The sequence below is a fragment of the Methylobacterium sp. yr668 genome, from assembly GCF_900116245.1.
Taxonomy (GTDB): domain Bacteria; phylum Pseudomonadota; class Alphaproteobacteria; order Rhizobiales; family Beijerinckiaceae; genus Methylobacterium.
Map to the genome: position 1 here is coordinate 311142 of NZ_FOZY01000002.1, position 21579 is coordinate 332720.

The 21579-nt window shown below is 72.4% G+C and carries 18 protein-coding genes; 13 read left to right on the forward strand and 5 right to left on the reverse strand.

Going from position 1 to position 21579, the window contains the following annotated elements; translation table 11 throughout:
- Positions 1-258 precede the first annotated feature (258 nt).
- The 7 genes from BM419_RS04070 to BM419_RS04100 all read left to right on the forward strand — a co-directional run bounded on the left by BM419_RS04070 (position 259) and on the right by BM419_RS04100 (position 9245).
- The gene (locus tag BM419_RS04070; RefSeq protein ID WP_026604976.1) at positions 259-1995 is read left to right on the forward strand and encodes an L-lactate permease; all 1737 of its coding nucleotides are present in this window, start codon (positions 259-261) and stop codon (positions 1993-1995) included.
- 155 nt (positions 1996-2150) lie between these two features.
- Positions 2151-3488, forward strand: a complete 1338-nt coding sequence (gene miaB, locus BM419_RS04075; RefSeq protein ID WP_091924989.1) for a tRNA (N6-isopentenyl adenosine(37)-C2)-methylthiotransferase MiaB — start codon at positions 2151-2153, stop codon at positions 3486-3488.
- Between the two features lie 127 nt (positions 3489-3615).
- Positions 3616-4632 carry a PhoH family protein gene (locus BM419_RS04080; protein WP_244435166.1) on the forward strand — a complete coding sequence of 339 codons (1017 nt, stop codon included), beginning with the start codon at positions 3616-3618 and terminating at the stop codon, positions 4630-4632.
- 2 nt (positions 4633-4634) lie between these two features.
- On the forward strand, positions 4635-5114 hold the full coding sequence (gene ybeY, locus BM419_RS04085) for an rRNA maturation RNase YbeY (protein ID WP_026604977.1): 480 nt from the start codon (positions 4635-4637) through the stop codon (positions 5112-5114).
- A gap of 36 nt (positions 5115-5150) precedes the next feature.
- The gene (locus tag BM419_RS04090) at positions 5151-6284 is read left to right on the forward strand and encodes a hemolysin family protein (RefSeq protein WP_020093469.1); all 1134 of its coding nucleotides are present in this window, start codon (positions 5151-5153) and stop codon (positions 6282-6284) included.
- 88 nt (positions 6285-6372) lie between these two features.
- Entirely contained in the window at positions 6373-8004 is a 1632-nt protein-coding gene (lnt, locus tag BM419_RS04095; RefSeq protein WP_106735920.1) for an apolipoprotein N-acyltransferase, read from the forward strand.
- On the forward strand, positions 8001-9245 hold the full coding sequence (locus BM419_RS04100; RefSeq protein WP_020093471.1) for an MFS transporter: 1245 nt from the start codon (positions 8001-8003) through the stop codon (positions 9243-9245). The genes lnt and BM419_RS04100 overlap by 4 nt, the downstream gene beginning before the upstream one ends.
- Here the strand turns inward: BM419_RS04100 and BM419_RS04105 are convergent.
- The gene (locus tag BM419_RS04105; RefSeq protein WP_020093472.1) at positions 9197-9673 is read right to left on the reverse strand and encodes a cupin domain-containing protein; all 477 of its coding nucleotides are present in this window, start codon (positions 9671-9673) and stop codon (positions 9197-9199) included. The genes BM419_RS04100 and BM419_RS04105 overlap by 49 nt on opposite strands.
- An 85-nt stretch (positions 9674-9758) precedes the next feature.
- The gene (locus BM419_RS04110) at positions 9759-11348 is read right to left on the reverse strand and encodes a catalase (protein ID WP_020093473.1); all 1590 of its coding nucleotides are present in this window, start codon (positions 11346-11348) and stop codon (positions 9759-9761) included.
- Positions 11349-11484: 136 nt separating this feature from the next.
- Here BM419_RS04110 and BM419_RS04115 point away from each other — a divergent pair, with 136 nt between their 5' ends.
- The 5 genes from BM419_RS04115 to ilvA all read left to right on the forward strand — a co-directional run bounded on the left by BM419_RS04115 (position 11485) and on the right by ilvA (position 17132).
- The gene (locus BM419_RS04115; RefSeq protein WP_020093474.1) at positions 11485-12420 is read left to right on the forward strand and encodes a LysR substrate-binding domain-containing protein; all 936 of its coding nucleotides are present in this window, start codon (positions 11485-11487) and stop codon (positions 12418-12420) included.
- Positions 12421-12510: 90 nt separating this feature from the next.
- Positions 12511-14001 (forward strand): argininosuccinate lyase, encoded by a 1491-nt coding sequence (locus BM419_RS04120; protein WP_020093475.1) that lies wholly within the window; start codon positions 12511-12513, stop codon positions 13999-14001.
- Between the two features lie 110 nt (positions 14002-14111).
- Positions 14112-15170, forward strand: a complete 1059-nt coding sequence (locus BM419_RS04125) for an AbrB family transcriptional regulator (protein ID WP_020093476.1) — start codon at positions 14112-14114, stop codon at positions 15168-15170.
- Positions 15167-15514 carry a diacylglycerol kinase gene (locus BM419_RS04130; protein ID WP_020093477.1) on the forward strand — a complete coding sequence of 116 codons (348 nt, stop codon included), beginning with the start codon at positions 15167-15169 and terminating at the stop codon, positions 15512-15514. Before BM419_RS04125 ends, BM419_RS04130 begins: the two co-directional genes overlap by 4 nt.
- A gap of 25 nt (positions 15515-15539) precedes the next feature.
- Entirely contained in the window at positions 15540-17132 is a 1593-nt protein-coding gene (ilvA, locus tag BM419_RS04135) for a threonine ammonia-lyase, biosynthetic (RefSeq protein ID WP_267965802.1), read from the forward strand.
- Positions 17133-17167: 35 nt separating this feature from the next.
- Here the strand turns inward: ilvA and BM419_RS04140 are convergent, their stop codons facing one another.
- From BM419_RS04140 to BM419_RS04150, 3 genes are all read right to left on the reverse strand, one after another.
- The gene (locus tag BM419_RS04140; protein ID WP_020093479.1) at positions 17168-17827 is read right to left on the reverse strand and encodes an MgtC/SapB family protein; all 660 of its coding nucleotides are present in this window, start codon (positions 17825-17827) and stop codon (positions 17168-17170) included.
- Positions 17828-17909: 82 nt separating this feature from the next.
- Entirely contained in the window at positions 17910-18848 is a 939-nt protein-coding gene (locus BM419_RS04145; RefSeq protein ID WP_020093480.1) for an EcsC family protein, read from the reverse strand.
- Positions 18849-18873: 25 nt separating this feature from the next.
- A complete protein-coding gene (locus BM419_RS04150) occupies positions 18874-20259 on the reverse strand; it encodes an AmpG family muropeptide MFS transporter (RefSeq protein ID WP_020093481.1) in 1386 nt (461 codons plus the stop codon).
- Between the two features lie 203 nt (positions 20260-20462).
- Between BM419_RS04150 and BM419_RS04155 the strand changes: the two genes are divergently transcribed.
- Positions 20463-21539 carry a histidine kinase dimerization/phosphoacceptor domain -containing protein gene (locus BM419_RS04155; RefSeq protein WP_020093482.1) on the forward strand — a complete coding sequence of 359 codons (1077 nt, stop codon included), beginning with the start codon at positions 20463-20465 and terminating at the stop codon, positions 21537-21539.
- Positions 21540-21579: the final 40 nt, after the last annotated feature.

A 21579-nucleotide genomic window follows, 5' to 3' on the forward strand; every position in this document is an offset into this window, starting at 1 on the left:
CGGCCTGCTTTTCCACGCCTAAGCTCCTGGACGCGAACGGAATCCTGTCTCAGATCCAGATTTTACGCCTGGTCCGGACGGGTCTGATTCTTTCGAGACCAGCTCGTCGCTGTTCGACCGGGCGGATCCGCCGATCCGCGCGAGAGTAAGCCGGTGGAATCACCGTCAGAATACATGATTCAACGCATTGAGCGGCCGGAACACGTCTGCTAGCTAGGCCGCAATCCGGAACAGACGGAAATTATTGGAGGACGCCCGGTGCAAACCTGGAACCAGGTTTACGACCCGTTCGGGAGCCCGTGGCTCTCGACGCTCGCCGCTTCAGTGCCGGTCATCGCACTGCTCGCCATGATCGCCAGCGGGCGCGTGAAGGCCCATATCGCGGCGGTCATCGCCCTCGGCCTCGCCATGCTGGTGGCCATCGTCGGCTTCGGCATGCCGACCGATCTCGCCACCCGCGCCGCCATCCTCGGGATGGTCACGGGCTTCTTCCCGATCGGCTGGATCATCCTCAACGTCATCTTCCTCTACCGGCTCACGGTGGAGAAGGGCTGGTTCGCGATCCTGCAACAGTCGGTGGCGGGCATCACCGCGGACCGACGCCTCCAGCTGCTCCTGGTGGCCTTCGCGTTCGGCGCCTTCTTCGAGGGCGCGGGCGGCTTCGGCACGCCGGTCGCCGTCACGGGCGCGATCCTGATCGGCCTCGGCTTCTCGCCGCTCGCCGCGTCCGGCCTGTCGCTGATCGCCAACACCGCGCCGGTGGCCTTCGGGGCGCTCGGCGCGCCGATCCAGGGCCTCGCCTCGGTCACCGGCTACCCGCCCGAGATCCTCGGCGCGATGATCGGCCGGCAGCTGCCGCTGTTCTCGCTGATCGTGCCGTTCTGGCTGATCTGGGTGTTCGCGGGCTTCCGCGGCATGATCCGGGTGTGGCCGCCGATCCTGGTCTGCGGCGCCTCCTTCGCGGTCGCGCAGTTCCTGATCTCGAACTACGTCAACCCGTGGATCGTCGATATCGGCGCCTCGCTCGCCTCGATGCTCGCGCTGGTGCTGTTCCTGAAGGTCTGGCAGCCCAAGGAGATCTGGTCGTCGCCGGCCCTGCGCGGCCACGATCCGTCGCTCGCCGTCGCCGGTCCGCGGCCCGTGGCGCTCGGCGCCGGCGTGCCCGGCACGCCCCCGGTCCATACCGGCGCCCGCACCGCCTCGCAGGGCGAGATCCTGATGGCCTGGGTGCCGTGGATCATCCTGTCGATCGTCGTGGCCGTCTGGGGGACCGGCTGGTTCAAGGGCATCGTCAACCCGCTCTTCACCTGGAAATACGAGGTGCCGGGCCTGCACAACGTGATCATGAAGGTGCCGCCGGTGGTGGCCAAGCCGGTGCCGGAGGGCGCGGTCTTCCTGTTCACCTACATGTCGTACACCGGCACCGGCGTGCTGATCGCGGCGATCATCTCCGGCCTGATCATGCGGTTCTCGCCGCTGCGCCTCGTCACCGCCTACTTCGAGACCATCTGGGCCCTGCGCTACTCGCTCATCACCATCGCGGCGATGCTCGCGCTCGGCGTCCTCACCCGCTACGCGGGCGTCGACGCCACGCTCGGGCTGGCCTTCGCGGGCACCGGCATCCTGTACCCGTTCTTCGGGACGCTGCTCGGCTGGCTCGGCGTGGCGCTCACAGGTTCCGACACGGCCTCGAACGTCCTGTTCGGCGGCCTGCAGCGGATCACCTCCGAGCAGCTCGGCCTCTCGGGCGTGCTGATGGCGGCGGCGAACTCGTCGGGCGGCGTGATGGGCAAGATGGTCGACGCCCAGTCGATCGTCGTCGCCTCCACGGCCACCGGCTATTTCGGCCAGGAAGGCAAGATCCTGCGCTTCGTGTTCTGGCACTCGATCGCGCTGGCCTGCCTCGTCGGGCTGTTCGTGATGCTGCAGGCCTACGTGCCGTTCTTCCAGCAGATGGTCATCGACCTGCCCGCGGCGGCGCCGGCCGCCCACTGAGGCCGGTTCGACCGCGACAGCCTCTGACCGGCCGCCCTCGGGCGGCCGGTCGCGTTTCGGGCGCCGCGACGGCCCCCGCGATCCGTGCTACAGGCCGCGTGCCGGGCCCCGCGGGGCGGGTGCAAGGATCATCGGACGGTTCGGGACGGCGCGCGTTGAAGAAGGCTTTCGTCAAATCCTACGGTTGCCAGATGAACGCCTACGACGCGGCCCGCATGGCCGACGTCCTCGGCGCCGAGGGCTACACGGCGACCGACACGGTCGAGGACGCGGACGTCGTCGTCCTCAACACCTGCCACATCCGCGAGAAGGCCGCCGAGAAGGTCTATTCCGAACTCGGCCGCCTGCGCGTGCTCAAGGGTGAGCGGAAGGCGCAGGGCCTCGACACGCGCATCGTGGTCGCGGGCTGCGTCGCCCAGGCCGAGGGCGCCGAGATCCAGGCGCGCCAGCCCGCCGTCGACGTGGTCGTCGGCCCGCAGAGCTATCACCGGCTGCCGGACCTGCTGGCGCGCTCCCGCGAGCGCCGCGTCGTCGACACCGAGTTCCCGGTCGAGGACAAGTTCGACCACCTGCCCCGCCGGCGGACGCTGGGTTCGTCGGCCTTCCTCACCGTTCAGGAGGGCTGCGACAAGTTCTGCGCCTTCTGCGTGGTGCCCTACACGCGGGGCGCGGAGGTCTCGCGCTCCGTGGCGGCGGTGCTCGCCGAGGCCGAGAAGCTCGCCGACGGGGGCGTCCGCGAGATCACGCTGATCGGCCAGAACGTCAACGCCTATCACGGCGACGGCCCCGACGGCGCGCCCGCGGGCCTCGCCGACCTGGTGCGCGCGGTGGCGAAGATCCCCGGCATCGCGCGGATCCGCTACACGACGAGCCACCCGGACGACTTCGACGACGCCCTGATCCGGGCGCACGCCGAGGTGCCGGCCCTGATGCCCTACCTGCACCTCCCGGTGCAGTCGGGCTCCGACCGGATCCTCGCCGCGATGAACCGCAAGCACACCGGCGACCAGTACCGCCGGCTGATGGACCGGATCCGCGCGGCGCGGCCCGACATCGCCCTGTCCTCCGACTTCATCGTCGGCTTCCCCGGCGAGACCGACGCGGACTTCGCCGAGACCCTGCGGCTCGTGCGCGACGTCGGCTTCGAGAGCGCCTTCTCGTTCAAGTACAGCCCGCGCCCCGGCACGCCGGCCGCCGACCGCACCGATCAGGTGCCGGAGGCCGTGATGGCGGCCCGGCTCGCCGAGCTGCAGGCGCTCCTCGACGGCCAGCGCCACGCCTATCAGCGGGCGGCCGTCGGCCGGGTCTTCGACGTTCTGGTCGAGAAGCCCGGGCGGCACCCCGGTCAGGTCGCGGGCAAGACGCCGCACCTGCTGGCCGTCCAGTTCGACGCCGCGCCTCACCATATCGGACAGGTCGTGCCCGTGCGGATCACCGAGGCAGGGTCCAACAGCTTGTTCGGGGAACTCGTCTCCGCGGCTGCGGCGGCGTGAGGAGCGGAGCGGTCGGGATGATGGCGAGGATGGCGGCTTGAGCGCGTCGGACGGTGCGGGCGCGCGCGGCGCGCTCAAGGGGCGCGGCCCGGCGGCGCGGCCGGCCGGATCGGACGAGGCGGTCGAGGTGCCGCTGACCTTCGACGACAACCGCCTCGCGAGCCTCGTCTTCGGCCAGTACGACCAGAACGTCGCCCATATCGAGCGCCGGCTGGAGGTCACCGCCACCGCGCTCGGCAACCACCTCGTCATCAAGGGACCGGCCGACGCCGCCGAGACGGCGCGGCGGGTGTTCCAGAAGCTCTACGCCCGGGTGCGGACCGGCGGCAGCACGCTGACCCTCGGCGACGTGGACGGCGCCATCCGCGAGGCCACCGCGCAGGCGACCCTGTTCCCGGCCGAGGTCATCGCGGCCGAGGCCGACAGGCCGCATTTCGAGCAGATCGCCACCCGCAAGCGCGGGGCCGTGCGGGCGCGCAACCCGGCGCAGGACGCCTACATCAAGCTCCTGCGCACCAACGAGCTGGTCTTCGCCGAGGGCCCGGCCGGGACCGGCAAGACCTGGCTCGCCGTCGGCCACGCCGTGTCGCTCCTGGAGCAGGGCCATGCCGAGCGGCTGATCCTGTCCAGGCCCGCGGTCGAGGCCGGCGAGCGCCTGGGCTTCCTGCCGGGCGACATGCGCGAGAAGGTCGATCCCTACCTCCGCCCGATCTACGACGCCCTGTACGACTTCATGGAGGCCCGCCACGTCGATCGCGGCCTCCAGACCGGCCAGATCGAGATCGCGCCGCTCGCCTTCATGCGCGGCCGAACCCTCACCAACGCGGTGGTGCTGCTCGACGAGGCGCAGAACACCACCTCCATGCAGATGAAGATGTTCCTCACCCGCCTGGGCGAGGGCTCGCGCATGATCATCACCGGCGATCCGAGCCAGATCGACCTGCCGCCGGGCCAGAAATCCGGCCTCGTGGAAGCGGTCAGCGTGCTGGAGGACGTCGAGGGGATCGGGCACGTGCGGTTCAAGGACGTCGACGTGGTCCGCCACGACCTCGTCCGCCGGATCGTGACCGCCTACGAGCGCGCCGCCCACGGCAGCGCGGAGGCCGACCGCAACCCGAATCCCCGCCGCCGGCCCCTGGCGTGACCATGCCCCACGAGATCGACCTCGCCGTCGAGGACGCGCGCTGGGAGACGGCGGTTCCGGACCTCGAGGCCCTCGTCACCCGCGCCGTCGAGGCCGGGCTCGCCGTCGCCCCCGAGAGGCCGGACGGTCCCGTCGAGGTCAGCGTCCTGCTGACCGACGACGCCGCCGTCCGGGAACTCAACAGGACCTGGCGCGGCAAGGACAAGCCCACCAACGTCCTGTCCTTCCCGGCCGCCCCGCAGCCGCGGCATGCCGGGACCGCCGCGCCCCTCGGCGACGTGGTCCTTGCGTACGAGACCCTGGTGCGCGAGAGTGCGGAGCAGTCGAAGCCGCTCCAGAATCACCTCGCCCACCTCCTCGTCCATGGCACCCTGCATTGTCTCGGTCAGGACCACGAGATCGGCGAGGCCGAGGCCGATGCCATGGAAGCCCTCGAGGTCGCGGCACTCGCGACCCTCGGCATCCCGGATCCCTATGCCTGAGCGCGCGACGTCCGAGCGACCCCAGACCCGAGAGACATGAGCAACGATCGAAGTCGCGGCGCGGCCCTGGCCGCGCCCAGTTCCACCGAGGGCGAGTCCCAGCACCGGGAGCCCTGGTACGACCGCCTGCTCCAGGCGCTCCATCTCAAGCCGCGCGATTCGCTGCGCGAGGGTCTTGAGGAGGCGCTGGCGGAGCCGGACGCCGGCGAGAGCGGCCTCACCCCACTCGAGCGCGTCATGCTCAAGAACGTCCTCGGCCTGCACAAGGTGCGCGTCGACGACGTGATGGTCCCCCGGGCCGACATCGTCGCCGTCTCGAACGACACGAGCCTCGGCGAGTTGCTCAAGCTGTTCCGCACGGCCGGCCATTCCCGGCTGCCGGTCTACGGCGAGACCCTCGACGATCCCCGCGGCATGGTCCACATCCGCGACCTCGTCGACCACATCGCCGCCAAGGCCGAGCCGGCCCGCCGCAGCGCGCCCGCCGTCTCGAAGCCCGCCGAGGTCGCGGCCGACGGCGCGGCGGACGCGCCGGCCGCGCCGCGCCCGCGCCGGCCGGCGTCGCGCCTGCCGCGCGGCCTGGACCTCGGCAAAGTCGACCTGACGACCACGCTGGCGGCGGCGCGCATCCAGCGGCCGGTCCTGTTCGTGCCGCCCTCCATGCCGGCGATCGACCTGCTGGTGCGGATGCAGGCGACCCGCACCCACATGGCGCTGGTCATCGACGAGTACGGCGGCACCGACGGGCTGATCTCCATCGAGGATCTGATCGAGGTCGTGGTCGGCGACATCGAGGACGAGCACGACGTTGCCGAGGACAAGTACGTCCAGCGCGTCGAGGGCGAGGGCGAGGTCTTCGTGGCCGACGCGCGCACGCCGCTGGCCGAGGTCTCCGAAGTGACGGGCGTCGACCTCGTCGCGGCCGTCGGCGAGATGGCCGAGGAGATCGACACGCTGGGCGGCATGATCGTGACGCTGGCGGGCCGCGTCCCGTCGCGCGGCGAGCTGATCGCCGGCCCCGGGGACCTCGAGTTCGAGGTGCTCGACGCCGATCCGCGCCGCCTGAAGCGGCTCCGGTTCCACAAGGGCGCGGCGCGCATCGGCAACGTCGTGCCGCTCGCCCTGCCGCCGCCCGCGAACGCCCCGGTCGCCGAGACGCCGCACCCGTGACGGTCGCGGCGTGACGGGTCTGGTGGACGGTTTCGCCCGGTCGCCCGCGGCGGCCGGCGCACCGATGCGCGGGCCGATCCCGGGTCCCATGTCCGATCCGGAGCGGGCGCGCGTCCCCGGCGCGGTGCTGGCGATCGCGCGCCTGACCGGCTGGCGCCGGCTCGGGTTGGCGTGGCTCGCCGGCGCCCTGGGCGCGCTGGCCATGCCGCCCTACGGGCTCCTGCCGGCGCTCGCGGTCTCCCTGACGGTCGCGGTCTGGCTGCAGGACGGGGCTGCGGCCGGTCGGACGACGGTCCGGAGATTCGCGCCCTGCTTCCTCATCGGCTGGGCCTGGGGCTTCGGCTACCTCACCGCCGGTCTCTGGTGGCTGGGCCAGGCCTTCCTGGTCGAGGCCGACGAGTTCCTCTGGGCCCTGCCGCTGGGCGTGATCGGCCTGCCCTTCGTCCTCGGCCTGTTCTACGGCGCCGGTTTCGGCGCCGCGGGCCTGCTCTGGGGGCGGGGCGCGGCGCGGATCGCCGCCCTGGCCTTCGGGCTCGGCGCGGCCGACTGGCTGCGCGGCCACCTGTTCACGGGATTCCCCTGGAACACCCTCGGGATGGCGCTGGCCCAGAACCTCTGGCTGATGCAGGGGGCGGCGGCGATCGGGCTCTACGGCCTGGGCATCCTGGCCGCGCTGGTCTGCGCGGCGCCCGCGACGCTCGCCAGCGGCGCGAATCCGCGCGCCCGGTTCGGGCCGAGCGTCGCCGCCGCGATCGTGCTCGCCGGCCTGGCGCTCTACGGGGCCGAGCGGCTCGGTCCGCCCGACCCGGTGGTCGCGGGTGTCCGGCTGCGGCTCGTCCAGCCCAACCTGCCCCAGGACGCCAAGTTCAGGCCCGAGAACCGGGCCGACATCGTCGACCGCTACATCGAGCTGAGCCAGCGCCCGACGGAGGCCGGTGCGCCGGAACCGACCCACATCGTCTGGCCGGAATCGGCCTTCCCGTTCCTGATCCAGCGCGACCCCGACGCCCTGGCCAAGGTGGCGGCCGGCCTCAAGCCCGGGCAGCACCTGATCACCGGGGCGGCGCGCGCCGAGGAGCCGCTGCCGGGCGAGCGCCTGCGCTTCTACAACGCCGTCCTGGTGATCGGCCCGGACGGCCGGATCTCCGACAGCTACGATAAGGTCCACCTCGTCCCGTTCGGGGAGTACCTCCCCGCGCCCCTCGACGCCGCCCTGCGGACCGTGGGGCTGCGCCAGTTCGTGGCGATCCCCGGCGGGTTCTCGGCCGGGACGCTCGCCGGGCAGCGGATCCTGACGGTGCCGGGCCTGCCGCCGGTCGCGGCGACCATCTGCTACGAGGCGATCTTCCCGGGCGCGATCCTGCCCGCCGGGCACGCCGCGCCGTCCCCGCAGCCGCCGGGGCTGATCCTGAACGTCACCAACGACGCGTGGTTCGGCGACACGCCGGGGCCGCGCCAGCACCTCGCCCAGGCGCGCCTGCGCGCCGTCGAGGAGGGTCTGCCGCTCGTGCGCGACGCCAATACCGGGATCTCCGCGGTGATCGACCCGCACGGCCGCGTCGTCGCCCGCACCGCGCTCGACACCGAGACCTGGCTCGACGCCGACCTGCCCGCCCGCATCGTCGGCGGCACGCTCTACGGTCAGTTCGGCGACGCCGCCTTCGCGCTGATGCTGGCCGCCTGCCTGGGCGGGGCCGTGATCGCGCGGCGGCGGCCGTGAGCGCGGACCGGGCGACCGCCAACCGGTTCCTGCTCGGCCTCGCGCTGATGCTGGTCGCGTTCAACCTGCGCCCGGCGCTGAGCACGGTCGGCCCCCTCCTGGCGACGATCCGGGACGGCACGGGGCTCGGCGCCGGCGGCGCCGCCATCCTCACGACGCTGCCGGTCCTGTGCCTCGGCATCGCCTGCGCGCTGGCCGCGCCGCTGATCCGCCGGATCGGGCCCGACCTCGCCGTGCTCGCCGGCTCGACCATCCTCGTCGCCGGCCTGACGCTCCGCGGTCTCGGCGGCCTCGTGCCGCTCTTCGCCGGCACGGCGCTCGCGGCCATCGGGATCGGGCTCGACAACGTCCTGCTGCCGGCGCTGGTGAAGCGCGATTTCGCCGGCAACGGCGGCCTGATGACGGGCCTCTACACGATGACCCTGTGCCTCGGCGCGGCCGCGGGCGCCGGGGCCTCGGTGCCGGTGGAGCACGCCCTCGGGGGCGGCTGGCCCTCCGCCCTGGCGATCTGGTCGCTGCCCGCGCTGGTGGCGGCCTTCGTGTGGATCCCGTTCGCCCGCCGGACCGCCTCGACCGCCGCGCCCTCGGCCGGGCGGCTGCTCCGCAACCCGCTCGCGTGGTGGGTGACGGGCTTCATGGGCCTGCAATCCTCGCTCGCCTACATCCTGTTCGGCTGGCTGCCGCTGCTGCTGCAGGGCCGCGGGCTGACGCCGCTGAATGCCGGGCTCTACGCCTCGCTGGCGACGCTGGTGCAGGCGCCGGGCGCCCTGCTCGTTGCCATGCTGGCGGCCCGCGCCCGCGACCAGCGCGCCTGGATCGTCGTGATACCCGGCCTGACGGCCGCCGCCTTCGTGGTCCTCGCCTTCGGGGCGGAGTCCCTGCGGATCCCCGCCGCCTGCGCGCTGGGCTTCGGAATCGGCGGCTGCTTCGGGCTGGGCCTGACCCTGATCGTGCTGCGCGCCGCGGACGCGGCGAGCGCCGCCGGCCTCTCGGCCATGGCGCAGGGCATCGGCTACACCTGCGCCGCGCTGGGGCCGCTGGTCTTCGGTCTCGCCCACGAGGCGACCGGCGGCTGGGCCGTGCCGGGCGCCCTGTTCGTCGGCATCACCGTCGCGGCGATCCTGATCGGGCTCGCCGCCGGACGCGACCGGAAGGTCAGCGCGGCCGAACCCGAGCCGCGGGATCCGGACGCTCAGCCGCTGACCGAACTCCAGCCGGCGAACCCGGCCAGCGGTTCCTGATCGTAGCGGGCCATCAGGTCGGTCATCGCGGCGTCGTCGTCGAGCCGTCCCTCCGCGGCGAGGCGGGCCAGACCCTCGAAGAAGCCTTCGCGGCCGAGCGCCGGCGCGAAGCTCAGCGTGAAGCGCACCGGGCGGTCGCCGCGATTGGCGAAGGCGTGCGCGACGCCGGGCGGGATCAGCGCGAAGTCGCCGGGTCCGAGGTCGTGGTCGGCACCGTCGACGTGGAGCGCGAGCCGGCCCGCCTCGATCGAGAAGGTCTCGGTCAGTCGGGCGTGGCGATGCAGTCCCGCGCCCGGCGTCCGGGGATCCATCGCGACGCGGTAGATGCCGAGGCCGTCGGCCGTCTCGTCGCTGCGCGCGAGATAGGAGACCCGCATGCCGCCGATGACGGCGTTCGGGCCGGGCCCGCGGTGCACGACACTCGCCATCTTCGCCCCCGTCCGTTCCGCAAACGAGAACCCCGCGCGGCCGGGTGACCGCGCGGGGCTGTGTCGATGAGCGCGCGCGCGAGGCTTACTCGGCGGCGACCCGGTGCGCCTGCGAGCCGTCGGTCAGGGTCTCGGACTGCAGGCGCTTGCCCGGCGCGGCGCGGCCCGGCAGCGGCGGCAGGGCCTTGGCCTTCTCCAGATCGATCCCGGCGCCCTCGGCGACGCGGCGGCCGTAATCCTCGTCGGCATGCCAGAAGTGCCAGACCATCCGCAGCTGGATCGGCTCGGGGCACTGCTTCATGTCGGCCACGAGGTTGGCGATCAGGTCGTCGCGCTCCCAATCCTGGAACGAGCGGTACCGGACGCCGGCCTGGGTGTAGTCGTCCTCGGTCCGCGAGGTCTGGTAGCGGCCGAGGCGGCCCTCCACCGGCTGGTGGTAGTCCTTGGCGGGCTTCGGCGCCTCGCGCAGGCCCTCGGCCAGCGTCGACGGCTCGTAGTTGATGTGCTTGTTCGGGCCGGTGCCGTCGACCGTGTAGGCCATCTGACCGTCGCGCTGGTTCGAGTAGACCTTCACGCCGGGCTGCGGCGCGTTGATTGGCAGCTGGAGGTAGTTGGCGCCGACGCGGTAGCGCTGCGTGTCCGAGTAGGACAGCGTCCGCCCCTGCAGCATCTTGTCGTCCGAGAAGTCGATGCCGTCGACCAGCACGCCGGTGCCGAAGGCGGACTGCTCGACCTCGGCGAAGAAGTTGTCCGGCACGCGATCGAGCACCATGCGGCCCACCGGCAGCAGCGGGAACTGGTCGACCGGCCACAGCTTCGTGTCGTCCAGCGGGTCGAACGACAGGTGGTCGTTCGGGCCGTCCGGCATGATCTGGACGCAGAATTCCCACTCGGGGAAATTCCCGGCCTTGATGTTGTCGTACAGGTCACGGGTCGCGTGGCCGACATCCTTGGCCTGGATCTCGGAGGCCTGCTGCGAGGTCAGGTTGCGCACGCCCTGCTTCGGCTCCCAGTGGAACTTGCAGAGCACCGCCTCACCCTGGTCGTTGACCAGCTTGTAGGTGTTGACGCCCGAGCCTTCCATCTCGCGGTAATTGGCCGGGATGCCCCAGGGCGACTTCAGGTGCGTCACCATGTGGATCGACTCGGGGTGCTGGGCCACGAAGTCGAAGAAGCGCCACGCCTCCTGCCGGTTCGTCACCGGGTCCGGCTTGAACGCGTGGATCATGTCGGGGAACTTGATCGCGTCGCGGATGAAGAAGACCTTGAGGTTGTTGCCCACGAGGTCCCAATTGCCGTCGACGGTCTTGAACTTGACCGCGAACCCGCGCGGGTCGCGCTCGGTCTCCGGGCTCTCCTTGGCGCCGGCGACCGTCGAGAAGCGCACGAACATCGGCGTCTTCACGCCGGTCTCGTTCAGCACGCGGGCGCGGGTGTACTTGGAGGCCGGCTCATCGCCGATCTTGCCGTAGGCCTCGAACCAGCCGTGGGCGCCGGCGCCGCGGGCGTGGACGACGCGCTCCGGGATCCGCTCGCGGTCGAAGTGGGTGATCTTCTCGATGAACTGGTAGTTCTCGAGCGTGGCCGGGCCCCGCTCACCGACCGTGCGGGTGCTCTGGTTGTCGCGGACCGGATGGCCCTGGCGGGTGGTCAGGATCGGGCGTTGATCGCTCATGCGTACCGTCTCTCCGTACTGCGAAGGCTCTCGGTGGACAGCGGAGTCAGCCTGGAACCGTTCTGGTGAAGGGTTATGACCGGGGCGTGACCCCGAGGCAAATGCATCGTCACAAAGGTTCTGATAGACGCAGCCTATGAATCTGGCCGGCCTCTCGCTCCGCGATCTCGAATACGTCGTCGCCGTCGCCGACGAGGGGCATTTCGGCCGGGCTGCCGAGCGCTGCAACGTCAGCCAGCCGACGCTGAGCGTGCAGGTCCGTAAGCTGGAAACCGCGCTCGGCCTGACTTTCTTCGAGCGCTCGAACCGGCGGATCCTGCTCACCGAGGCGGGCCAGGCCATCGTCCGGCAGGCGCGGGTCGTCCTGGCGGAGGCGCAGCGGCTCCTGGCGCTGGCCAGCGAGGGGCGCGGCTCGCCGCTCACCGGGCGTCTCGTGCTGGCGGCGATCCAGACGCTCGGCCCCTACTTCTTCCCGCTGGTGCTGCGGCCCCTGCGCGAGCAGTACCCGCTGCTGATGCTCTCGCTGTCCGAATCGCGCACGGCCGACATCGTCGAGGGTCTGCGCGACGGCCGCATCGACGCGGCCCTGGTCTCGCTGCCGCTGCCGTCGCACGGGCTCGCGGTCTCGCCGCTGTTCGTCGAGCCGTTCTGGCTCGCCTGCCCGGCCGAGCACACCCTCGCCCGGGGCGGCGCGCTCTCCGCCAACGAGATCGCGGGGCCGGACCTGCTGCTCCTCGACGAGGGCAACTGCCTGCGCGACCAGACGATCGCCGCCTGCGGCGCCGGCTCCTCGGTCGGCCGCCACGCGACCAGCCTGGAGACGCTCCGCTCGATGGTGGCGGCGGGCGCCGGATACACGCTGCTCCCGGCCCTGGCGGTGCCGGCGAGCCCCGATCCTAGCGGCCTGACGGTCACCCGCGCCTTCGACGTCGACGGGCCCGGGCGGACCATCGCGCTGGTTTGGCGCGCGAGCGATCCGCGGGCCGCCGGCCTCGCGAGCCTGGCCGCCTTCTTCCGGGCGCACGCGCCAGCGGGCACGGCCGCCTGCCGCGACGGCGAGGCCGTCGCCTGAGCCGCCGCGGACGCCCACCTTGAGCGGTTGTGAATAGGAAGAGGAGCCGCAACCGGTCTATCAGGACGGGTGACGACAGGGAGCGGCTCGATGCGGCGCACGATGGTCTGGGCCGTACTGGCGCTGCTGATCCCCGCGGGCGCGCGCGCCGAGCCGAAGGACAGCTTCGCCCGGATCGACCAGATCAACCGCGCCTCCCTGGTGATGACGGTGGAGACCGGCATCGTGCCGCGGGCGCTGGGCGCGACCGTCGCCCGCGCCCTCGACCAGGTCGCCGCCGACGCCGCCAAGCCGGGCGCCGAGCGGCCGGACGATTACCTGCGGATCGAGCCGCTGATCACCGCCATCGCGGGGGCCGACGCCACGCGGATGCATTCCGGGCGCAGCCGCCAGGACATCATCCCGACGGTGCTGAAGCTCGAGCAGCGCGACCGTCTCCTGAACCTGGCCAAGGCGCTCGACGAGACCCGGGCGGCCCTGCTGGCAGTGGCCGAGCGCGAGGCCGACACGATCGTCCCGGCCTACACCAACGGGGTGCAGGCCCAGCCGACGACGCTCGGCCACGTCTACCTGGGCTACGCATCCGTCCTCGCCCGCGACGCGGACCGCCTCCGGGAGAGCTGGGCGCGGCTGAACCTGTCGCCCCTGGGCGCGGCCGCCCTCGGCACGTCGAGCTTCCCGGTGGATCGCGAGAGGCTGGCGGCGCTGCTCGGCTTCGACGCGCCGGTGGAGAACAGCTACGATTCCGGCCAACTCGCGCCCATGGACATGGGGCTCGAGCTGACCGGGCTCGCGGCGAACCTCGCCACCACGGCCGGCAGCTTCGCGCAGGATCTCTACGCGCAGTACCAACAGACCCGGCCCTGGATCCTGCTGCGGGAGGGCGCGCTCACCGGGCCGAGCAGCATCATGCCGCAGAAGCGCAACCCCGTCGCGCTCTACAGCCTGCGCATGAAGGCCAGCGACGTCGTGGGGGCCGCCCAGGCCTTCGTCATCATGGCGCACAACGTCGATTCCGGCATGCCGGACTACAAGCGCAACCAAGCCGAGCCGCCGGGGCGGACCCTGGCCGAGGCCGCCGAGATGTGCCGGCGCTGGACGCGCGTCCTCGACGGGCTGGTCGTGGACCGGGCGCGCGCCGCCGACGAGGTCGCGGCGGACTACTCCACCACCACCGAGCTCGCCGACACGCTCCAGCGCGAGGCCGACGTGCCGTTCCGGCTCGGCCACCACTTCGCGTCCGAGCTCGTGAGCTACGGCCGCAGCCACGACCTGCGCCCGGCCGACCTGCCATTCCCGGAGGTGCGGCGCATCTACGCCGAGGCCGCGGCGGGGTCGGGGCTGAAGCCGGACCTGCCCCTCGACGAGGCCCGCTTCCGGGCGGCGCTGTCGGCCCGCGGCATGATCGACGCCGCGAAGGGGCTCGGCGGCCCGCAGCCCGCGGAGGTCCGGCGGATGCTGGGCGCCGCGCAGACGCGGCTGCGGACCGACCGCGACTGGCTCGACGCCCGCCGCAAGGGCCTGGCCGACGCCCGGGCGCGCCTCGACGCCGCCTTCGCGGCCCTCACGCGCGAGCCCTGAGTTCCGCGCGGGGGCGCCGTGCCGAAACTCTGCCGTGACAGGGCCAATATTGCGGTATAGCGCGCGCCTGACGCCTGCCGGCTGAAGCGGGCCTCTCCCGATCGGTCGCCTTGCCCCCTCTCCGCACCCTCGGCCTCTGGGCCGCCCTCGCCGCCGCGTCGGCGGCCGTGTCATACGGCCTGATGCAGGCGCAGTTCCCGGCCGCGCTGCTGCTCGGGCCGATGATCGCGGCCATCGCCTTCGGCGTCGGCGGCTCGCGCCTGCGCGTCCCGCGGCCCGCGTTCCAGGCCTCCCAGGCGGCGATCGGCTGCCTCGTCGCGCACGCCGTCACCGGGCAGATCGCCCAGACCCTGATGGAGGACGGGCCGCTCATCGTCGCGGTCGTGCTGGTCACCGTCGCGGTCAGCGGCCTCGTCGGCTGGATCCTGACCCGCCTGCGCGTGCTCCCCGGGACCACCGCGGCCTGGGGCTCGTCCCCCGGCGGCGCCTCCGCCATGGTGGCGATGGCCGAGGATTTCGGCGCCGATCCGCGCCTCGTCGCCTTCATGCAGTACGTGCGCGTCGCCGCCGTGGTGTTCTCGGCCTCGCTGGCCGCCCGCTTCCTGATGGAGGCCCCGGTCCCGGGGGCGTCGGCCGGCGCCGGCGAGGTCACCGGTCCGCTCTCGCTGCTGGCGACGCTGGCGGTCGCCGTCGTCGGCGCGGGCGCGGCGCTCGCCCTGCGGGTTCCGGCCGGCGCGCAGATCGGGCCGATGGTGCTGGGCAGCCTGCTCCACGCCACCGGGCTCGTCCGGATGGCGCTGCCGGTGCCGCTCCTCGAACTCGCCTACGCCTGCATCGGCATCTACGTGGGCCTGCGCTTCACCCGCGAGACGCTGCGCCTGACCGTCACCGCCCTGCCGGGCATCCTGGCGGCGACCTTCTCGGTCATCGCCCTCTGCGCGGCGTGGGGCTGGGGGCTGACCCTCCTGCTGCCCATCGACCTGCTGACCGCCATCCTCGCCACGAGCCCCGGCGGCCTCGACTCGGTGGCGATCATCGCGGTCGGCTCGAAGGCGGACGTCTCCTTCGTGCTGGCCGTCCAGACCCTGCGCCTGTTCGTGGTGCTGCTCACCGGCCCGCTGCTCGCCAAGTGGATCAGCCGGTCCGTGCCGGAGGCCGCCATCCGATGAACGCCTTGGTCCTCGCCTTCCTCAATTCCTGGCGCGGCCTGCGCCACGGCGCGCGCACCGAGCGGGCCGTGCGCCAGGAACTCGTGCTCCTGGCGCTCGGGATCCCGGTCGCGCTGTTCCTCGGCGCGACGCTCTGGGTGCGCGTCGCCCTGATGGTCAGCCTGCTGCTGATGCTGGCCGCGGAGTTCCTGAACACCGCCGTCGAGAAGCTCTGCGACCACGTCCATCCGGGCCATCACCCGATGATCGGGACCGTGAAGGACCTCGCCTCCGCCGGCACCTTCATGGCGCAGATGGCGGCGCTGCTCGTCTGGGTGGCGGCGCTGGTGGACCGTCTCGGCTGACCTGCCGCGCGCGGGGCGCGCTCGCATCCGCGGGCCGGAGGGTCTATCTGGCCGGCATCGCCCCGCGCATCGGCCGAGACTGCACACCGTGACGGACTACATCCGCAAGATCCTCACCGCCCGCGTCTACGACGTCGCGATCGAGAGCCCCCTCGATCCGATGCCGCGCCTGACGCAGCGGCTCGGCCGGGCGGTTCTGCTCAAGCGCGAGGATCTCCAGCCGGTCTTCTCGTTCAAGCTGCGCGGCGCCTACAACAAGATGTCGGGCCTGCACCCCGACCAGATCGCCCGCGGCGTCGTCTGCGCCTCGGCGGGCAACCACGCCCAGGGCGTCGCCCTCGCCGCCGCCAAGCTCGGCGCGCGGGCCGTGATCGTGATGCCGCGCACCACCCCCTCGATCAAGGTCGATGCCTGCCGGGCGCGCGGGGCCGAGGTCGTGCTGCACGGCGACGCCTTCGACGAGGCCCTGGCGCAGGCCAAGATCCTCGAGGACGAGCAGGGCCTGACCTTCCTGCACCCCTTCGACGATCCGGACGTGATCGCCGGCCAGGGCACCATCGGCAAGGAGATCCTGGAGCAGCATACCGGCCCGATCGAGGCGATCTTCGTGCCGGTGGGCGGCGGCGGGCTGGCCGCCGGGATCGCCACCTTCGTGAAGTACCTGAGGCCCGGCACCAAGGTGATCGGCGTCGAGCCCGAGGACGCCGCCTGCATGGCCGCCGCGCTCGCGGCCGACACCCGGGTCAGCCTGCCGAGCGTCGGCCTGTTCGCCGACGGTGTCGCCGTGCGGCAGGCCGGCGAGGAGACCTTCCGGCTCTGCCGCGAGCATCTCGACGAGGTCATCACCGTGGACACCGACGCTATGTGCGCCGCGGTCAAAGACATCTTCGACGACACCCGCGCGGTGTCCGAGCCCTCCGGGGCGCTGAGCCTCGCCGGCGCCAAGATGTACGCCGAGCGCGAGGGCGGCGACGGCACGCTGATCGCCATCTCGTCGGGGGCGAACCTGAACTTCGACCGCCTGCGCCACATCGCCGAGCGCGCCGAGATCGGCGAGCAGCGCGAGGTCCTGATCGGCGTGACCATCCCGGAACGTCCGGGCGCCTATCGCGCCTTCATCCAGGCCCTCGGCCCGCGCGCCGTCACCGAGTTCAACTACCGCCACGCCCCGGGCTCCGAGGCGCAGATCTTCGTGGGCATCAACGTCGGCGGCGGCAAGCGCGAGAAGCAGGCGCTGATCGGCTCCCTGCGCGACGCCGGCTACCGCGTCCTCGACATGAGCGACAACGAGATGGCCAAGGTCCATGTCCGCTACATGGTCGGCGGCCGGGCCGTGGGGGTGGCGCACGAGCGCCTGTTCCGCTTCCAGTTCCCGGAGCGGCCGGGCGCGCTGATGAAGTTCCTCGAAGCGCTGGGCCCGGACTTCGACATCACGCTGTTCCACTACCGCAACCACGGGGCCGATTACGGCCGGGTGCTCGCCGGGATCGCGGTGCCGCCGGCCGAGCGCGCCCGCTTCGACGCCGTCATCGAGGCGCTCGGCTACCCGGCCACCGACGAGACCGAGAACCCGGCCTACCGCCTGTTCCTCGACGGCGAGGGCGCCGGGACGCTCTGAGCCCCGGCGGCGGCACGCCCCCGCGTCACCCGCCGTCAGCTCTCCGCCACGTCGACGGAGGTGACGTCCGGCATCGCCCGCAGCTTCGCCGCGATGGTCTCGAAGCTCGTGCGCGACAGGCGCACGAAGGTGACGGTGACCTCGTCGAGGTCCGGGTCGGGCCCCGGATGGACCGTGAAGGTCCGGACGCGCGAGGCACGCTCGCCGGTCGCCGCCTGGAGGGTGTCGATCGACATGGTGCCGCGCTTGGCGGTCAGCCGCAGCGTCTGGGCGCGCATCCGGTCGCGCCAGCGCTCCTCGAAGGGCTTCACGCCGGCCAGGATGCCGACGATCAGTGCCGTCGCGGCGAGCGCCGGCACGTAGAGGCCGCTGCCGATCGCCAGCCCGATCGCCGCCACGCCCCAGAGGCTCGCGGCCGTGGTGAGGCCCTTCACCACCTCGCCGCGCAGCAGGATCGTCCCCGCGCCGAGGAAGCCGATGCCGGAGACGACCTGCGCGGCGATACGGGACGGGTCGAGGACGACGTGCTCGGCGCCCAGCACGTCGGCGAAGCCGAAGGCCGAGACCAGCATGATCAGGCAGGAGCCGACGCAGACCAGCATGTGGGTCCGCAGGCCGGCCGCCCAGAGCAGGCGCTCGCGCTCCAGGCCTACCACGCTGCCGAACAGGGCCGCCAGTGCCAGCCGGGCCACCATCTCGCCGTTGCCGATCAGAGCCGCCTCCGTGCCTCCGCCCCGCGCGGATCGCGCGGATCCTTGCGGCTTTAGCGTGGGCGGATCAAGCGATCCCGAGGGCCGCCTTCTCGACCTCGTAGGCGGCCCGCACGGCGGCGGCCCCGTAGGCGCGCTCCAGGCGGCGCACGGTGAAATGCGCCCGCGCGGTCGACTGGAAGTGGTTCATGAAGGCGGTGTTGACCGCCGCCCCGCCGAAGGCGCCGAGGATCGGCACCGCCTGGGCGGCGACCTTCTGGGAGGCCACGAGGCCGAAGCGCGCGGCGATCTGCGCGGTGAAGCGGATCAGCGCCGGCGCCGACTGGTCGAGGAGCGTCTTGCTCCCGGCGTAGCGCGCCGCCTCCGACAGGGTCTTGGCCAGCGCGGCGCGGACCGCGAAGTAGCCGCTCTCGGTGAGCGCCGAGCCCGCCTCGGTCTCCGCCATGGCCCGGCCGCCGAGGGCGAAGACCTGCACGCAGGCGAGCGCGCCCTCGGGGGTCTCGAGATCCTCCCCCTCCTCCCGGGCGATCTCGGCGATCGAGCGCAGCATCAGCGTGGTCGAGACCGGCAGCTCGACCGCCAGCGTCGCGAGGCCGAACGCGCCGCCGACCGCGCCCGAGAGCGCCGCCATCGCCTTGTGCTTGGCGTCGCCCGAGCCGAGCAGCCGCGTGAGACGGCTCTCGGCCTTCGCGGCCACGCCGCCGAGACCCTCGCCCTCGGCGGGGACGAGTTCCTTGCGCGGCAGCGTCGCCAGCGCGACGCGCAGCGCGCCCCGCATGGCCACCTCGGTGCTGCGGCTGACGGCCTCGGTGACCGGGGTCGGCAGCGATCTGCCGATGATGTCGAGGGGCGCGCCGGCCGCCGCGGAGAGCCGCGCCGCGAGGCTCGGACGCTCCAGCACCTGCACGGCGCGGCGCAGGGCGGCGAGATCCGCGTCGCTCAGCGCTATCTCTGGCGTCTCGGCCGGCAGCGTCTCGCCGGCGCGGGTGAGGTCGCTCGTGCTCATCCGTCGATCCCTGGATCTGTCCCGCTCACGCGGCCCCGGGGGCGCGCGCCGTGGTAGGAAGCTCGGGCCCCGGGATGCGGTTCCCCGGCTCCTGGGCGTCCCGCGCCGGGGCCGCGGCCTCCACCCGACCGCTCCGGCGCCCGACCGCGAGGCAGAGCACGAGGACGGGGATTCCCACGAGGGAGGTCATGACGAAGAAGGCCGGGTAGCCGATCGCCGCGACCACGAAGCCCGACGAGCCCGCGATCAGCTTGCCCGGCAGCGCGTAGAGCGAGGAGAACAGCGCGTACTGCGTCGCCGCGTAGGCCGGGCTGGTGAGGCTCGACATGTAGGCGATCAGCACGATCCCCGCGAAGGAGCCGCAGAAGTTCTCGATCGAGATGGCCACGGTCAGGCGCCAGATCTCGGGCGCGCCGGCCGCCAGCCACGCGAAGGCGAGGTGGGAGGCGGCGGCCAGGAAGGCGCCCAGCAGCAGCGTCGGGAACAGGCCGAACCGGGCCAGCGCCCAGCCGCCCGCGAAGCCGCCCGCGATGCCGACCCAGATGCCGTAGAGCTTGGTGACGGTGGCGATCTCCTTCAGGTCGAAGCCCAGCGTCCGGTAGAGCGGGCTCGCCATGACGCCGGACAGGAAGTCGGGCAGCCGGAACAGGGCCACGAGCAGGAGGATGCCCCAGAGCGCGCCGCCGAACCGGCCGTGCAGCTCGGTCAGCGGCTCCAGGATGGCGCGGCGCATCGACCAGAACCGGGACCGGCCTAGCGTCTCGGCGGGGGCCGCGCGCGGTCTGTCGAAGGCCGGGGCCAGCAGGGCGGCGATCATCCCGACCAGCATGAGGGCGGCCATGATCAGGTAGGCCAGCGTCCAGCCCCCCGCGGAGGCGATGAACAGCGCGCCGGCGCCGGCGCTGATCAGGCCGAGGCGGTAGCCGAGGTTCGAGGTCGCCGCCAGGATGCCCTGGAAGTCGCTGCCGGCGGCGTCGATGCGCCAACCGTCGATCACGACGTCCTGGCTGGCCGCGCAGAACGCCACCAGGAAGGCCCCGAGCCCGAGGAGCGCGAGGTTGGTCTTCGGGTCCGAGAAGGCCATCAGGATCAGGCACAGGGCGACCGCGGCCTGCGTCGTCACCATCCAGGCGCGGCGGCGCCCGAGCCGGGCGCTCAGCACCGGCACGTTCAGGCGGTCGATCGCGGGCGCCCAGAGAAACTTCAGCGAGTAGGGCAGCGCCACGTAGCTGAACAGGCCGATCGCCCGGACGTCGATGTCCGAGAAGGCGAGGCGGAGCGTGAACGTCCCCAGCACCAGGAGCAGCGGCAGTCCGGACGAGAATCCGAGTGCCAGCATGAGCGCGATCCGCCGATCCTCGACGATGTCGCGGAGCCGGAAGCGACGCGTCGCCTGTGGCTGGTTCGCCATGGCATGGAACTCCTGAGCGTTCGTGGCCTTGATCCCGCGAAATCGTGGCAGCCTTACGCCGCACCTGTCTCCGCTGGATCCTGCTGTCTTGCGCCCCAATCTTGGTAGAAGCTTGCTTAACGCGGTGTCCACGTCCCGCGGTCGGAGCGCGATGGTGGCGCCGCCGGACGAACGGGGGCACCGCCTGACTGTGGAATGACGCGTTGAGTGCCCGATCCGAGACCGGTCCGCCCCTCGCGACGCTCGTCGACGCGTTCGCGTCGAGTCCGTCGCCGATGGTCATCACCGATGCCCGCGCGCCCGACAACCCGATCGCCTGGGCGAACGACGCCTTCCTGAGCGCCACCGGCTACGCCGCCGACGAGATCGTCGGGCGCAACTGCCGCATGCTGCAGGGGCCGGCCACGGACCGGTCGACGATCCAGCGGATCCGCGCGGCCGTCGAGTCCGCCGAGGCGATCTCGGTGGAGCTGCTCAACTATCGCAAGGACGGGACGTCGTTCTGGAACGCGATGACCATCACGCCGGTGCGCGACGCCGAGGGGCTCGCCTACTTCTACGCCGCCCAGGCGGACATGACCCATGTCCACCAGATGGAAGTGTCGATGCGCGGCACCAACGACGAACTGGAGCGCCTCGTCGCGGCGCGGACCCAGGACCTGACATCGGCGCTGGAGCAGAAGACCGCCCTCCTCCACGAGGTCGATCACCGGGTGAAGAACAATCTCCAGGTGATCTCGTCGCTGATGCTGCTGAAGGCCCGGCGCACGCCCGAGGGCGAGGCGCGCGACGCGCTCCAGGGCATGGCCGAGCGGATCGGCGCCCTCTCGACGGCGCACCGGATGCTCTACTCCGAGGGCGACTGCACGCACTTCAACCTCGGCGACTTCGCGGCCGAGTTCCTGGCCGACATGAATGCCGGCCTGGACCCGGAGCGGCGCCGGGTGGAGGCCGACGTCGAGCCGATCGCGGTGGCCGCCGCGATGGCGGCGCCTCTCGCGCTGATGATCCACGAACTGACGGCCAACGCCCTGCGCCACGCCTTTCCGGGCGAGCGCGAGGGGCGCGTGTCGATCGTCGCCCGCCGCACCGATGGCGGGATGCACATGACGATCCGCGACGACGGCGTCGGCGTCGCCGCGGCGGCCCCGAACCCGGCGGGGTTCGGGCGCAATCTCGTGGAGATGGTGGTCCGGCAGATGCGCGGGACCATCGCCTGGGCGGATGCCGGCCCGGGCACGACCGTCGAGATCGACATCCCGCTCCTGCAGCCGGCTTGAGAAATCGACGTGGAGGCATCAAGCTCGTCGGCCGCGGGGC

Coding starts and splice junctions, on each gene's coding strand:
- ybeY (WP_026604977.1), top strand. CDS start 4,635: ATGCCCCACGAGATCGACCTCGCCGTCGAGGACGCGCGCTGGGAGACG.
- BM419_RS04090 (WP_020093469.1), top strand. CDS start 5,151: ATGAGCAACGATCGAAGTCGCGGCGCGGCCCTGGCCGCGCCCAGTTCC.
- lnt (WP_106735920.1), top strand. CDS start 6,373: ATGTCCGATCCGGAGCGGGCGCGCGTCCCCGGCGCGGTGCTGGCGATC.
- BM419_RS04105 (WP_020093472.1), bottom strand. CDS start 9,673: ATGGCGAGTGTCGTGCACCGCGGGCCCGGCCCGAACGCCGTCATCGGC.
- BM419_RS04110 (WP_020093473.1), bottom strand. CDS start 11,348: ATGAGCGATCAACGCCCGATCCTGACCACCCGCCAGGGCCATCCGGTC.
- BM419_RS04115 (WP_020093474.1), top strand. CDS start 11,485: ATGAATCTGGCCGGCCTCTCGCTCCGCGATCTCGAATACGTCGTCGCC.
- BM419_RS04120 (WP_020093475.1), top strand. CDS start 12,511: ATGCGGCGCACGATGGTCTGGGCCGTACTGGCGCTGCTGATCCCCGCG.
- BM419_RS04130 (WP_020093477.1), top strand. CDS start 15,167: ATGAACGCCTTGGTCCTCGCCTTCCTCAATTCCTGGCGCGGCCTGCGC.
- BM419_RS04140 (WP_020093479.1), bottom strand. CDS start 17,827: ATGGTGGCCCGGCTGGCACTGGCGGCCCTGTTCGGCAGCGTGGTAGGC.
- BM419_RS04145 (WP_020093480.1), bottom strand. CDS start 18,848: ATGAGCACGAGCGACCTCACCCGCGCCGGCGAGACGCTGCCGGCCGAG.
- BM419_RS04150 (WP_020093481.1), bottom strand. CDS start 20,259: ATGGCGAACCAGCCACAGGCGACGCGTCGCTTCCGGCTCCGCGACATC.